The sequence below is a fragment of the Lutibacter citreus genome (genome assembly GCF_003260195.1).
Lineage (GTDB): Bacteria > Bacteroidota > Bacteroidia > Flavobacteriales > Flavobacteriaceae > Lutibacter > Lutibacter citreus.
The window spans coordinates 139,726-153,891 of sequence record NZ_QEIH01000008.1; the positions used below are offsets into that span (position 1 = coordinate 139,726).

At 30.5% G+C, this 14,166-nt stretch carries 11 protein-coding genes; 4 read left to right on the top strand and 7 right to left on the bottom strand.

The features are described 5' to 3' along the window. Window positions 1–96: 96 nt before the first annotated feature. From DAD81_RS16770 to DAD81_RS16785, 4 genes are all read right to left on the bottom strand, one after another. Window positions 97–693, bottom strand: a complete 597-nt coding sequence (locus DAD81_RS16770) for a SprT-like domain-containing protein (protein WP_111709461.1) — start codon at window positions 691–693, stop codon at window positions 97–99. Continuing rightward, window positions 694–1,374: an SDR family NAD(P)-dependent oxidoreductase gene (locus DAD81_RS16775; protein ID WP_111709462.1), complete on the bottom strand. Its 681-nt coding sequence runs from the start codon at window positions 1,372–1,374 to the stop codon at window positions 694–696. A gap of 77 nt (window positions 1,375–1,451) precedes the next feature. Next, the gene (locus tag DAD81_RS16780) at window positions 1,452–2,975 is read right to left on the bottom strand and encodes a hypothetical protein (RefSeq protein ID WP_111709463.1); all 1,524 of its coding nucleotides are present in this window, start codon (window positions 2,973–2,975) and stop codon (window positions 1,452–1,454) included. A gap of 22 nt (window positions 2,976–2,997) precedes the next feature. Then, window positions 2,998–4,032, bottom strand: coding sequence for a glutaminyl-peptide cyclotransferase (locus DAD81_RS16785; RefSeq protein WP_111709464.1), 1,035 nt, complete (start codon window positions 4,030–4,032; stop codon window positions 2,998–3,000). Window positions 4,033–4,150: 118 nt separating this feature from the next. On the opposite strand from DAD81_RS16785, the gene DAD81_RS16790 reads away from it, so the two are divergent. The 4 genes from DAD81_RS16790 to DAD81_RS16805 all read left to right on the top strand — a co-directional run bounded on the left by DAD81_RS16790 (window position 4,151) and on the right by DAD81_RS16805 (window position 8,266). Further along, entirely contained in the window at window positions 4,151–4,402 is a 252-nt protein-coding gene (locus tag DAD81_RS16790) for a type B 50S ribosomal protein L31 (protein ID WP_111709465.1), read from the top strand. Between the two features lie 126 nt (window positions 4,403–4,528). Continuing rightward, window positions 4,529–5,635 carry a nickel-binding protein gene (locus DAD81_RS16795; protein WP_111709466.1) on the top strand — a complete coding sequence of 369 codons (1,107 nt, stop codon included), beginning with the start codon at window positions 4,529–4,531 and terminating at the stop codon, window positions 5,633–5,635. Between the two features lie 19 nt (window positions 5,636–5,654). Further along, window positions 5,655–6,725 carry a nickel-binding protein gene (locus DAD81_RS16800; protein WP_111709467.1) on the top strand — a complete coding sequence of 357 codons (1,071 nt, stop codon included), beginning with the start codon at window positions 5,655–5,657 and terminating at the stop codon, window positions 6,723–6,725. Window positions 6,726–6,871: 146 nt separating this feature from the next. Further along, window positions 6,872–8,266, top strand: a complete 1,395-nt coding sequence (locus tag DAD81_RS16805) for an FAD-binding oxidoreductase (protein ID WP_111709468.1) — start codon at window positions 6,872–6,874, stop codon at window positions 8,264–8,266. Between the two features lie 153 nt (window positions 8,267–8,419). Here DAD81_RS16805 and DAD81_RS16810 read toward each other — a convergent pair whose 3' ends face one another. From DAD81_RS16810 to gcvP, 3 genes are all read right to left on the bottom strand, one after another. After that, entirely contained in the window at window positions 8,420–10,072 is a 1,653-nt protein-coding gene (locus tag DAD81_RS16810) for a pyruvate dehydrogenase complex dihydrolipoamide acetyltransferase (protein WP_111709469.1), read from the bottom strand. Continuing rightward, a complete protein-coding gene (gene pdhA / locus DAD81_RS16815; RefSeq protein WP_111709470.1) occupies window positions 10,073–11,065 on the bottom strand; it encodes a pyruvate dehydrogenase (acetyl-transferring) E1 component subunit alpha in 993 nt (330 codons plus the stop codon). It lies immediately after the preceding gene. Window positions 11,066–11,307: 242 nt separating this feature from the next. After that, a complete protein-coding gene (gene gcvP, locus DAD81_RS16820) occupies window positions 11,308–14,154 on the bottom strand; it encodes an aminomethyl-transferring glycine dehydrogenase (protein WP_111709471.1) in 2,847 nt (948 codons plus the stop codon). Window positions 14,155–14,166 lie beyond the last annotated feature (12 nt).

Below are 14,166 nucleotides of genomic sequence, written 5' to 3' on the forward strand. Positions count from 1 at the left end.
CCTGTCCTTTTTTTAAAATTGTTAAGGATATTTATGTGGTAAAATAATTAAAATTTTATTCTAATTTCAATTGTCTTAATAACTGCATAATAATTTTTATTCATTAAAGATACTTTCTATTTCTGCATTTTGATTGAATAAATACACTTTGTTGCTTTTTAATTCAATGCATTCAATTCTTGTTCGTCTAAGTTTAATTTTTTTATAAGTTTTACCATTATAAATAAAATTATGTCCATTACTTAACTCAAAGATAAAGCACTTTCCTGAATTATCATCAAACTGTTTTAAAGCATATGTTAAATTTACATCAGATCCAGTACTTGCTTTGGGGTTTTTTAAATAATTTGCTAATAGAGGAAGTAATTCAATAGGGAAAATGGTTGGTGTTATAAATGGAAGCATTAGATGCTGGAAACTTATTTTCCATTCAATTCCATGTGGTTTAACCTTATTGTATTTTTTAAAAGTAACAAAATGTGCTATTTCATGAATAAGTGTTAACAGAAATTGATAATGGTTTAAATTATTATTAATAGTAATTTGAAATTTGTGATTGGAGGTTCTTTTAAAGTCTCCGTGCTTAGTTGCTCTTTCATTAACAATTTTAATTTCTAATGGATGCTTAATTAAAATTTCGTTTAAAGGAACTTTTGCATTTTGAGGTATGTATTTTGATAATTTTTCAATCATTTAAGGCGTAGTTGAAGAGACTTGTAATATTTTACCATTATAAAATTTGTTACCATTTAAAGAAAAATTATAGATATAATCAGCCATTTCTATTGCAGAAACTGGTGCTTTATATCCAGGGAAAGCTTCTTCAAGCATTTCGGTTTGAACCGCACCTAAAGCTAAAACATTAAATGCAATTTGTTGTTCTTTGTATTCTTCTGCCAAAAGCTCTGTAAGAGTTATTATAGCTCCTTTTGCAGAACTATACGCTGCAAGTCCAGGAAATTTTAAGCTTCCTTGAACACCTCCCATACTACTTATATTTAATACATGGCTACCTGTTTGTAAGAAAGGAATTAATAATTTAGTTAATGAAGCAATTGCAAAAACATTTACTTGGTATACATCAATAAAATCTTGAGTTGTTAATTGTTCAAAAGGTTTATTAACTAGTTTTCCGGCATTATTTATTAATATATCAACCTTATTCCAATTTTTAGAAATAAAATCTGTTACTTTTTTTAAATCTTTTTCAACTAAAAGATCTACAGATAAAGGTGTAATATTTTTAATGTTTAATTCTGAAAGTGGTTTTGTATTTCTTGATAATGCTAAAACTTGATAATTGTTTTTTGCAAAAATTTGAGCCAATTCGAAGCCTATTCCTCTACTAGTTCCGGTAATTATAATGTTTTTCATAGTTAGATGTAAATACGGATAATTAATTGTGGTAAAAATACAGAATTTAAGTTATAGATTTTAACGAAAATACTAATTTAGTCCTCTAAGTTTATATGTTGATAGGCTCCAATATCTGCTGGGAAATTGCGTTGAACTCCTAAAATATCAAAAGGAGATTTTGTCGTTCCATTTAAATTAGCTTTGTTATTTCCTTCAGAATTTTCCCCAATAATTAATTCATTTTTAAAAGGAGCTTTAAAGTGAGGATCTCCATTAAATATATTTTCTGAATAATGATTTGTATCTTCAAAATTATATTCTGGAATATTTTTAAGGTTCTCATTAAAATCATTAAATTTTATGAGGTTATTTTTAAATGAATAGTTAAATACAGAACCATCTACCTTATCAATTAATAATTCAGTATTAGCGCTTCCTCCAATAATACAATTTGTGAAATTAGCATCATATAAATTTTTTGTAACTATTTTTTGAGTTCCATTTTCATAAAATGATGAATAATTATTTATTAAAACACTAGGATATTCTCTTAAACTATTATTCCAGAAATTTACAAATGTAGAATGAGTGAAGTTGTAAGTTCCTCCAGTAGTGCAAGCTAAGGAAGCTTGTCCGCTATTATTAATAACAAGGTTTTCGCCTTTTATATTTGCTTCTCGTGCTAATAATCCAAAGTTTGAAGAATTGTAAATTTCAGTATTGTTAATAGTGAGGGTAGCAGAGGTGTCACTCCCTATAGAGTCCATAATAATTCCTATAGATGCGTTTTTTATTATTGTGTTTTTTATGGAGTGGTTTTTACTACCAGCTCTTAACCAAATAGCTCCCCATTGCCCTGGAATATCACTAAATATAGGTTCTAATCTATCGCCTTCAAAAGTTACTTTATTTTCTAATTCTCCTTCAATCTTTAAAGTCGCATTTTTTTCTATGATAATTCCAGAATTTGTGTGAAAATGTATTGTTGCTCCTGCTTTAATTGTAAGAGTTTTATTCTCAGGAACTGCACAATAACCATAAATTACATAGGGCTTATCATTCGTGAAAGTAGTATTATCTTTTAAGTAAAAACCATTTATTTTTATTGGATTTCCTTCTGAATTAATTCCTGTATTAATGGTTTCAACAAGTCCATTTAAATCTTTTGAAGGAAATAGAAAGTGTGCATCTTTAACTAAAGTTATTAATTTAACATTTTGCCCTTTTTTACCATTGTCAAAAACTATGGAATCTTTATAAATTGGATTTGTAATAGCATTGTAATTGATAGTTGTTTCAACAAAAATATAAATACTATCGTTTGCTAAAATTTCAACATTATCAAATATTTTTCCAGGAATCCCGTCAACATTTAATTTGTAGTTCGAGTTTTCTCCTCTACCTAATTTCACTGATGGTATTGAAATTGCGTGGCTACTTTTATTATAAACTTTTAGGTTGTATGTGCTTGATCCTATATTTGTAAAAACAGTATCTAAATAAAGAGTATCTTTTGAAAAAGATAAATTTCCAGAACTTAAAACTACATCAAAGTCTTTTCTGCAGGAAGCAGTTAAAAATAAGCTGATTGCAAAAATAAATATAAGGGAAATTCGCATTTTTATTATTTAAAATATAAAATTACTTTTTAAATAGTTTAATCTCATACAATTTGCTCCAGTGTTTACCTGTAACAAAAAGACGGTTGTTTTCTTTATCAAATGCTATTCCATTCAATACATCGTCATCTTCCCTTAAATTTTGGTCTTTTTCAATTAATTTTTTTAAGCCATTTAAATCGGCTACACCATCAACTTTACCGGAACTAGGGTCTACAATTAAAATAGAATTTTTTTGCCAAATATTAGCGTAAATTTTCCCGTTAATATATTCAAGTTCATTTAATTTTTCAACCTTTTGTTTGTTGGTATAAGCTTCAATATAACTTTCTTCAATTAAAGTATCTGGGTTTAAGAACCAAATACGTTCAGTTCCATCAGATTTAATAAGTTGCTTACCATTATTAGTTAAACCCCAACCTTCACGGCTTTTTGTGTATTTAAATTCTTTCTCTTTTTTAAAAGTTTCTAAATCATAAACCAAACCTATTCCGTCTTGCCAGGTAAGTTGATATAATTTATTGTTTAAAATAGTTATTCCTTCACCAAAGTAGGTTGCGTCTAAATCTTGTTGTTGTAAAGATTTTCCTGATTTTAATTCCGTTTTTCTAATATATGAAGATCCTTTTCTTCCTGTGCCTTCATATAAATAACCATTATGATATTCTAAACCTTGAGTGTACGATTTTTCATCATGTGGATAGGTATTTATTATCTTGTATGTATAAATTTCAGGAGAAGTATCGGCCATAAAATATACCGCTTTAGTTACCTTTTCAGTTTTATCTTCAAAAAATACAAGTGCAGTTAATTGATGTTTTCCAAGTCTGAAATCTTTTGTATTAATTTTGGCAGATGTTCCTTCCGAGGTGATTTTTTTATTATCTATTGAAAATTGAACAGATTTAATTGGTTTTCCTTCTTTTTCAGAAATGGAAACTTCAAGCACTTCATTAGTTTGAATTTTGCTTGGAGTTTTTAAAACAAACTTATATTCGCTCTTGCAAGAAATTAAAATTAGAAACAAAAATAAACCTGAAAATGTTTTATATGACATACTAAAATAGCTTTTTATGAATTTTTATGTAAATTAAATAAATTATTTGTTTGAAGTTTCAAAAATATAGTTAAATTTGCAGTCTGAAAAATAAAATTAGAATTAAAACGAGTTTACGATGAGAAAAGGTATACACCCAGAAAATTATAGAATGGTAGCATTTAAAGATATGTCTAACGAAGATGTGTTTTTAACTCGTTCAACAGTAAATACTAGAGAAACTTTAGATGTAGATGGTGTTGAATATCCTTTAGTAAAATTAGAGATTTCAAGAACTTCACATCCTTTTTACACAGGTAAATCTAAGTTAATAGATACTGCTGGACGTATTGACAAGTTCAAATCTAAATATGCTAAATTTAAGAAATAGTATTCTAGATTAAAATATTTAAAATCCTCAACTAAAGTTGGGGATTTTTTTTGTTTATAAATGGTTCGTTTTTAGTCTACTAAATAAACTTTATAAAAAAATGTTTATCTTGTAGTAAAAACTACTATGCCTATTTATATGGATCGCCACGATATTCCAAGTGAGATATCCGCAGAACATGTGGCTCAAATGCACGAGGAAGATTTAAAAATTGAACACTTATTTGGTTGTAAAGGGATGACTTATTGGTGTGATGAGAAGAGAAGAACTGCATTTTGTTTAATTAAGGCCCCAAATAAGAAAGCGATTCAAGATATGCACCAACATGCGCATGGTGAATACCCTCATAGTATTATTGAAGTTAATGAAAAAATTGTTGAATCTTTTTTAGGGAGAATTGAAGATCCGGTAAAAGCACAAAATACAAAGTTAAATATTATTAATGATCCTGCTTTTAGGGTAATAATGGTTATTAAAACAAGTAGCTATTTAAATAGGTTAGAAGCAAATCAATTTAGTTTATTTACACAAAAATTTCATAACAGTGTTTTAAAGTCAACAAAGCATTTTAAAGGAAGAGTTGTTAAAAAGGATAACAATAGTTATCTCGTCTCCTTTAAATCGGTTAGTAATGCTGTTTGGTGCGCTTTAAAAATTCGATCAAATTTCAAATATATTACACCAAAATTTGATTTGAAGAATCGTAAAATGAAGATAGCTCTTAGTTCAGGTATACCGGTATCAGATAAAGAAAGTATTTTTGAAGATGCCATTGTTTCTGCCAAAAGGATGTGCGAAATTGTTTCTGAACAATTAGTTATTACAAATGAGGTGAAAGCATTGTACGAAAGTGAAAATAGAAATGATAGTATTGATAATGATTTAATTAGAATATTAAAACCTACTGAAGAAAAATTCTTAAATCATTTAATGGATTATGTTGAGAAAATTTGGAATAAACCCAATTTTAAAGTTGATGACTTTAGTAATGATTTAGGGTATAGTAAATCTCAACTTTATAGAAAATTAATTAAGTTGGCGGGTAAATCTTCTAATAATTTTATTAAAGATTATAGATTGAAAGAAGCTTTAAAAAAATTATATAAGCACGCTGGTAATATTTCAGAAATTGCTTATGAGTCTGGTTTTAATAGTCCTGCTTATTTTTCGAAATGCTTTATGGATAAGTATGGAATTTTACCGTCAAAATACATTCAGCAACATACTGTTTAATAATTCTTAAATATAGATTATGCCTTTATACATGGATTTTCACAAATTGGGTTCTGGTGAGATTAAATTAGATGATCTTATTAAAGCTCATGCTGCGGATGTGGCTATCCAGGAAGAATATGGTGTCTTCGAAAAAAAATATTGGGTAAATATTGAAACTAAAACCTTGTTTTGTCTTACACAAGCACCAAATAAGGAAGTTTGTAATGAGGTTCACAAAAAATCTCATGGAAATACAGCTTGTAATATTATAGAGGTTTCTGAAGAGGAATTTAGCATGTATTTAGGAGTTGGAACAAGTAAAAATGATTTAGCTCATACGCTTTCTGGAGAATTGGATTCTGGTTATAGAACGCTATTAATGCTTAGTATTTATGACTTTACGGGGAATTATAATCACTATATAATTAAAATACAAAAATTAATACAAAATTATAATGGTGTTATTGTTATGCAGCCAACTGAAGATATTAAGGCTTCATTTATTTCTGCATCTGAAGCCGTAATTTGTGCTATATCTATTTTTGAATTACTTAAATCTATTCCTGATTTTTACTTAAATAAATTATCAATTGTAACAGGAAAACCCGTAGATGAATTAGGAGACAATTTATATGAAGAAGCTAATAAAAAGGTTGAGCAATTAAATAAAATTGGGTCAAGTAATTATATTTATATTGATACATACACAAAACTATTGTCTGATAAAGAGTCGGATACAGTAAAAAGGAATCAAAAATACATTAAGGTTATAAGTGAATTAAATTTTTCATTTTTAGATGAATTATTAAATGTTTTGAATAGTGAATTGTATAATTCCGATTTTAAAAGTGTACAATTATATACTCCCTTAGGATTGAGTAAATCACAAGCCTACAGGAATATTAAGGCTTTAACAAGAATGTCTCCAAACAAATTTATTCAAGAGTTAAGGCTTCGTAAATCTCTAGATATGCTTAAGCTTAATAATAAAACTATAGCAGAAATAGCCTATGATTTAGGCTTTAATAGTCCAACTTATTTTACCAGAGTCTTTAAAAGAAGATATAGAATGCTTCCTACAGTATTTGCTAGAAATTCAATTAAATAAATTTATTTTTTGAATTTTAATGAATCAATTGTATCATTTTTTGAACTAAAACTAACATTGTTTCAGGTTTTAATGTTCCAAATTTGTAGTGTTAAATCTTTGTAAATAAGATTTTTCAGCTACTTATTAACTAAAAAAATTAAAACATGAAAAATTCAGTAAAAAGTTTAGATCCTTCATTAATTGAAGGATTGGCTTCACAATTAAGGGGTAAACTTATTAAGCCAACAGATGCAGAATATAACGACACACGTAAGGTGTATAATGCAATGATAGATAAAAAGCCAGGACTATTTGCTATGTGTGTAGATGTTGCAGATGTAATGGCATCAATAAATTTTGGAAGGAATAATGATTTATTAATTGCAGTAAGAGGAGGAGGACACAATGGAGGCGGATTAGGACTTTGTGATGACGGTTTAGTGATTGATTTATCAGGAATTAAATTTGTTCTAGTAGATACTTCAGATAATACGGTAAGAGTAGGAGGTGGTAATCTCTGGGGAGAAGTTGACCATGCAACATACCCCTTTGGGCTTGCTGTTCCTGCAGGGATGGTATCTACAACAGGTGTTGGCGGATTGACTTTAGGAGGTGGAATTGGTTATTTAACAAGAAAATATGGACTTACAATAGATAATCTATTAGAAGCAGATATGGTTTTAGCTGATGGTTCATATGTTACAGTAAATAAAAATAAAAATACCGATTTATTTTGGGCTATCCGAGGTGGTGGTGGAAACTATGGGGTAGTTACTTCTTTCAAATTTCAGGCGCATCCTGTTAAAACGGTGTTTGGAGGGCCAACCTTATGGCCAATAGAGCAAACAGAAGAAATAATGGAGTGGTACCATAATTTTATAAATAAGGCTCCAGAAGAATTGAATGGTTTTATAGCAACAATGGTAATTCCTGGTCCTCCTTTTCCAGAGCATTTACATAAAAAACAATTCTGTGCAATTGTTTGGTGTTATTCAGGAGATATGGAAAAAGCTAAAGAAGCTTTTAAGCCAATTTTGGCAAAGAATCCTATATTTGAGCATGTAGGTGAAATGCCTTACCCAGCTATTCAATCAATGTTTGATGGTTTATTGCCAAATGGGTTACAGTGGTATTGGAGAGCTGACTTTTTTAATGAATTAGGCACAGAGTTGAGAAAGCAACACTTAAAGTTTGGTTCTAATAATCCATCTTTGTTGTCCCAAATGCATATGTATCCAATTTCTGGAGCAGCAAGTAGAGTGGGAGTTGAAGAAACACCTTGGGCTTATCGTGACGCTAAATACGCTGGAGTAATTTGTGGAGTAGATCCAGATCCTAAAAATGCAAATAAAATAACAAAATGGTGTAAAGAATATTGGGAAGCTTTGCATCCATATGCTGCAGGAGGAGCTTATTCAAATTTTATGATGGATAATGAAGGGCAGGAGCGTATTAAAGCAAGTTACAAACACAACTATAATCGTTTAGCTAAAATAAAGGCTATATATGATCCAAATAATGTCTTTAGAGTTAATCAAAATATTAAACCAAGTAATTAAATAATAATAAATAAAACTATTAAATTGATTGTTTGATTTTTAATTTCTTTTTTTGAATTCTAGAATGTTAATTATCTTAGATGTTCAATTTTAAAACATAAAAAACCCATTGTTGTTTAACAATGGGTTTTTTAATTATAAATATTCAATAAACTATGCTATCATAGTTACTGGGTTTTCAATATATTGTTTTAAAGTATTCATAAAAGCAGCACCTACAGCACCATCAATAGTTCTGTGGTCACAAGCTAAAGTTAAAGTCATTACATTTCCAACAACAATTTCACCATTTTTAACAACAGGTTTTTGTTTGATACCACCTACAGACAAAATTGCTGAATTTGGTTGGTTAATAATAGAAGTAAAACTATCTACACCGAACATACCTAGGTTAGAAACCGTAAAAGTAGAACCAGACATTTCATCTGGAGTTAATTTTTTATTTTTCGCTTTAATTGCTAAGTCTTTTACTTCAGCACCAATTTGAGTTAAACTTTTAGTGTCTGTAAAAGGAATTACAGGAACTACCAATCCATCTTCAATAGCAACCGCAACACCAATAGCAATGTGGTTGTTATAGATAGTTTGTTCGTTTGTCCACTCAGTATTAACTTGAGGATGAGATTTTAAAGCCATAGCTGTAGCTTTTACAACTAAATCATTAAATGAAATTTTTGTGTCAGGTATTGAATTGATTACTTTTCTGGATGCTATAGCATTGTCCATATCAATATCCATTGTTACTGTAAAGTTTACAGCAGTAGTTTGAGAATTGTCTAGAGCTTTCACAATTGCTTTACGCATTTGAGAATTCTTTACCTCAGTCTTGCTGATTTCTCCAACAGGAGCGGCTACGGTAGTTGCAGAACTAGCAGCAACTTCAACTATAGGATTGTAATTTTCAATATCTATTTTTACTATTCTACCTCCTTCACCTGTACCAACAATTTTAGCTAAGTTTATTCCTTTTTCTTCAGCTAAAGCTTTTGCTAGTGGAGAAGCTATAATACGTCCGTTTTCAGAATTAATTGCGCTAACTTTTTTAGTAGCTGTAGTATTTGAATCTTTTATAGGAGCAGCAGATGCAGGAGTTTTTTTCTCAGCAGTTGGAGCTTTTGTTTCAGCTTCTTCTGTAGCAGCAGGTGCAGTAGTAGTTGTAAATCCTGAAACAACTGCAGTTACATCAGTTCCAGCTTCACCAATAATTGCTAATAATGAATCAACAGGAGCATTTTCACCTTCTTGTAATCCTATATATAATAAAGTTCCTTCGTTAAACGATTCAAACTCCATAGTAGCTTTGTCAGTCTCTATTTCAGCTAGAATATCTCCTTCTGAAACTTTGTCACCAACTTTTTTTAACCAAGTTGCTACTGTTCCGTCAGTCATAGTATCACTTAAACGAGGCATAGTTACAATAGTAACATTATCTGGAACCACAAATGCTTCTGTAGCAGGTTTAGTTTCTGCTAGAGGAGCTGCTTCTTTAGAAACAGGAGCGGCAGTTTCTTCGCTAGTTACTGCTGCTTTTGTAGCATCTCCAGCCAATAAAGCAGAAATGTCTTCATCTTTTTCGCCAATAATAGCTAATAAGCTATCAACAGGAGCAGTTTCTCCTTCTTGTAATCCAATGTGCAATAAAAAACCTTCGTTAAAAGATTCAAATTCCATAGTAGCTTTGTCAGTTTCAATTTGAGCAAGAATATCTCCTTCTTCAATTTTGTCTCCTACTTTTTTTAACCACTGTGCAACAACTCCTTCGGTCATTGTATCACTTAAACGCGGCATTGTAATTATTTCAGCCATTTATCTATGTTTTAAAAAAGGGTAATCTTCTTGTTCGTATACCATATCATATAATAACTGTTTATCTGGAAATGGAGATTCCTCAGCAAATTTTTGACATTCAGCTACTTTATCTTTAACATCTTGATCCCAAGATTTGATTTCATCTTCAGAAGCGTATTTCTTCTTTTTAATGACTTCTAATACTTGTGAAATTGGATCAATTTTTTTGTATTCTTCAACTTCTTGTTTTGTTCTATAGTGTTGAGCATCACTCATTGAGTGCCCTCTATATCTATAGGTTTTAATATCTAACAATGTTGGACCGTCACCTCTACGAGCTCTTTCTATCGCTTCGTTCATTGCTTCAGCAACTTTTACAGGATTCATTCCATCAACAGGTCCACAAGGCATTTCATAACCTAAACCTAATTTCCAGATTTCATCATGATTTGCAGTACGCTTAACAGATGTACCCATTGCGTATCCATTGTTTTCACAAATAAATACTACAGGTAATTTCCAGTTAATTGCCATGTTGAAAGTTTCATGCAAAGAACCTTGACGAGCGGCACCATCACCAAAATAAGTTAAGGTAACACCATCTCTTTCAAAATACTTATCAGCAAATGCTAATCCAGCTCCTAATGGAATTTGTCCTCCAACAATTCCGTGACCTCCATAAAAATTATGTTCTGGAGAAAAAATATGCATAGAACCTCCCATACCACGAGATGTACCAGTATCTTTACCTAGTAACTCAGCCATAATCCTTTTAGGATCAACGCCTAAACCAATTGGCTGTACATGATTACGGTATGCGGTAATCATTTTATCGTTTTCATTCATTGCATGCAGAGCTCCAGCTAACACAGCTTCTTGCCCATTATACAAATGTAGAAAACCTCTTACTTTTTGTTGAATATAAAGAGCTGCTAATTTGTCTTCAAATTTTCTCCAGAAAAGCATGTCTTTATACCAATTGATATAAGTTTCTTTAGTGAATTTTTTCATTTATGAATATGATATTTAATTTCAATAGAACTGCAAAAGTACTATTTTACGCACTAGTATAAAAATATGTCTACAAATTTTTTGTTAGAATGCAGTGGAAATAACATAAAATTAAGAAACCCTATTGAATTTGATAATAATGGATATTTACAATTATGAAATTATTAATTTTTCAAAAAAAATAGGTTAAAATAAATAAGCCTCTGTAAAAAAGAGGCTTATCTTTTATGTTTTATTATAATTTAATCCATATAGTGCTCTATAGGAGTACATGAACAAATTAAATTTCGATCCCCATAAGCATCATCAATTCGTCTTACAGATGGCCAAAATTTATTTTCTTTAATATAAGGTAAAGGGAAAGCAGCTTCTTGTCTTGTGTAAGGTAAATTCCATTCATCTGAGGTTAACATTGCCTCTGTATGAGGAGAATTTTTAAGAGCTGAATTAGTATCACCAGGTTCCATAGTATCAATTTCTTTTTTAATGCTAATTAAGGCATTACAAAATCTATCAAGTTCTGCTTTGTTTTCGCTTTCAGTAGGCTCAATCATTAGGGTCCCTGCAACTGGGAAAGAAACTGTTGGAGCATGATATCCATAATCCATCAACCTTTTGGCTATATCAGTAACTTCTATTCCTTTTTCTTTAAATTCTCTAAAATCAACAATCATTTCATGAGCAGCAAATCCATTTTCTCCAGTATAAAGTATGCTGTAGTGCTTTTCTAATAGAGCTTTAATATAGTTTGCATTTAAAATAGCGTTAATGGTAGATTTTTTTAATCCCCCAGTTCCTAATAATTTAATGTAACTATATGAAATTAATAATACTAAGGCAGAACCCCAAGGAGCTGATGAAACAGCTGAAATTGGTGTTTCTCCTCCAGTTGGAATAATTGGATTTGAAGGTAAAAATGGAGCTAAATGTTTTACAACACAAATTGGACCAACCCCTGGACCACCACCACCATGCGGAATGGCAAAAGTTTTGTGTAAATTTAAATGACAAACGTCTGCTCCAATTGTAGCAGGATTTGTTAATCCTACTTGGGCATTCATATTTGCACCATCCATATATACTTGTCCTCCGTTTTCATGAATAATTTCAGTAATTTCTTTTATTGTACTTTCAAAAACCCCGTGAGTTGATGGGTAAGTAACCATAATAGCTGCTAAGCTATCTTTATGAAGTTCAGCTTTTGCACGTAAATCAGCAATATCAATATTTCCATCTTCAGTTGATTTTGTTACTACCACTTTCATACCAGCCATAACTGCAGAAGCAGGGTTTGTACCATGAGCAGAAGCAGGAATTAAGCAAATTTTTCTATGACTTTCGTTTCTAGATTTATGGTACGCTTTAATTACCATTAAACCAGTATATTCTCCTTGCGCTCCAGAATTAGGTTGCAATGATGTAGCGTAAAAACCGGTAATTTCGTTTAAAGCAGTTTCTAGTCCTTTAAATACTTCATGATAGCCTTGCGCTTGATCAACTGGTACAAATGGATGCATTACTCCCCAATTTGGCCAACTTATAGGTAACATTTCAGTTGCTGCATTAAGTTTCATTGTACAAGAACCTAATGAAATCATAGAATGAGTTAATGATAAATCTTTACGTTCTAATTTTTTAATATAACGCATCATTTCAGTTTCTGAATGGTATTTATCAAAAACTTCATTGGTCATAAAACTAGAAGTTCTTTTTAGTTCTCCAGGATTATTATTAATAATAATTTCATCTAATACAATATTTTCTTTCCCTTCAGATTTGGCTAAAATTGAAATAATTTCATTTATATCCTCTAATCTTGTTGTTTGATTAATTGAAATACTTACCTCAGTTTTAGTAGGGTAATAAAAATTGATTCCAGATTTTTCTGCAATTTCTTTAAGTTTAGCACTATCAGTAATTTTAACAGTTAAAGTGTCAAAATATACTGAAGTTAAAGGTTTTAATCCTATTTGAGAAATACCTTTATGCAATGTAGCAGCTAAATTGTGAATTCTATTTGCAATATATTTTAATCCTTCTGAGCCATGAAAAACACCGTACATACCTGCCATAACAGCCAATAAAACTTGAGCAGTACAAATATTTGATGTTGCTTTTTCACGTTTTATGTGTTGTTCACGAGTTTGTAAAGCCATACGTAAGGCTCTATTTCCGTCCTTATCTTTACTAATACCTATTATTCTTCCAGGAATATTTCTTTTGTATGTTTCTTTAGTTGCAAAATAACCAGCGTGAGGACCACCATACCCCATTGGAATTCCAAAACGTTGCGTGGTTCCAACTACAACATCAGCACCCCATTCTCCAGGAGGTGTAAGAATTGCTAAGCTTAGTAAATCAGCTGCAACGGCAATTCTAGCCTCAACAGAATTTGCTTGATCAACAAAGTTTTTATAATTATAAACTTGTCCATTTTTAGAAGGATATTGAACAATACCACCGTAAACATTTTCATTAAAACTAAATTCTAGATGATTTCCTATTATTAACTCAATTCCTAAAGGAACTGCTCTAGTTTTTAAAACATCTATGGTTTGAGGGAGTAATTCTTCAGAAACAAAAAATTGAACAGCATTGGATTTTTTTTGAGTTTTTGATCTTGTATTTAATAACATTATCATTGCTTCAGCCGCTGCAGTTCCTTCATCTAAAAGAGAAGAATTTGCCAATTCTAGGCCTGTTAATTCAGAAACCATTGTTTGGAAATTCAATAAAGCTTCTAATCTACCTTGTGAAATTTCAGCTTGGTAAGGAGTATAAGCAGTATACCAACCTGGATTTTCCAAAACATTTCGTTGAATAACTCCTGGGATAATTGTTGGGTGGTAACCTAAACCAATATAATTTTTAAATAGTTTGTTTTTGTTCGCCAATTCCTGAATATGTAATATATACTCATATTCACTCATTGCTTTAGGTAAATTTAATTCATTTTTTAACCTAATATCCTTTGGAACTGTTTTGTCAATTAATTCATTTACAGAAGCAACGCCAATAGTTTTAATCATTTTATTAACTTCATTTTCACTTGGTCCTACGTGTCTTAAAACAAAAGAATCTGTTTTCATTTAATATATTGG

Coding starts and splice junctions, on each gene's coding strand:
- DAD81_RS16770 (WP_111709461.1), bottom strand. CDS start 693: ATGATTGAAAAATTATCAAAATACATACCTCAAAATGCAAAAGTTCCT.
- DAD81_RS16775 (WP_111709462.1), bottom strand. CDS start 1,374: ATGAAAAACATTATAATTACCGGAACTAGTAGAGGAATAGGCTTCGAA.
- DAD81_RS16780 (WP_111709463.1), bottom strand. CDS start 2,975: ATGCGAATTTCCCTTATATTTATTTTTGCAATCAGCTTATTTTTAACT.
- DAD81_RS16785 (WP_111709464.1), bottom strand. CDS start 4,032: ATGTCATATAAAACATTTTCAGGTTTATTTTTGTTTCTAATTTTAATT.
- DAD81_RS16790 (WP_111709465.1), top strand. CDS start 4,151: ATGAGAAAAGGTATACACCCAGAAAATTATAGAATGGTAGCATTTAAA.
- DAD81_RS16795 (WP_111709466.1), top strand. CDS start 4,529: ATGCCTATTTATATGGATCGCCACGATATTCCAAGTGAGATATCCGCA.
- DAD81_RS16800 (WP_111709467.1), top strand. CDS start 5,655: ATGCCTTTATACATGGATTTTCACAAATTGGGTTCTGGTGAGATTAAA.
- DAD81_RS16805 (WP_111709468.1), top strand. CDS start 6,872: ATGAAAAATTCAGTAAAAAGTTTAGATCCTTCATTAATTGAAGGATTG.
- DAD81_RS16810 (WP_111709469.1), bottom strand. CDS start 10,072: ATGGCTGAAATAATTACAATGCCGCGTTTAAGTGATACAATGACCGAA.
- pdhA (WP_111709470.1), bottom strand. CDS start 11,065: ATGAAAAAATTCACTAAAGAAACTTATATCAATTGGTATAAAGACATG.
- gcvP (WP_111709471.1), bottom strand. CDS start 14,154: ATGAAAACAGATTCTTTTGTTTTAAGACACGTAGGACCAAGTGAAAAT.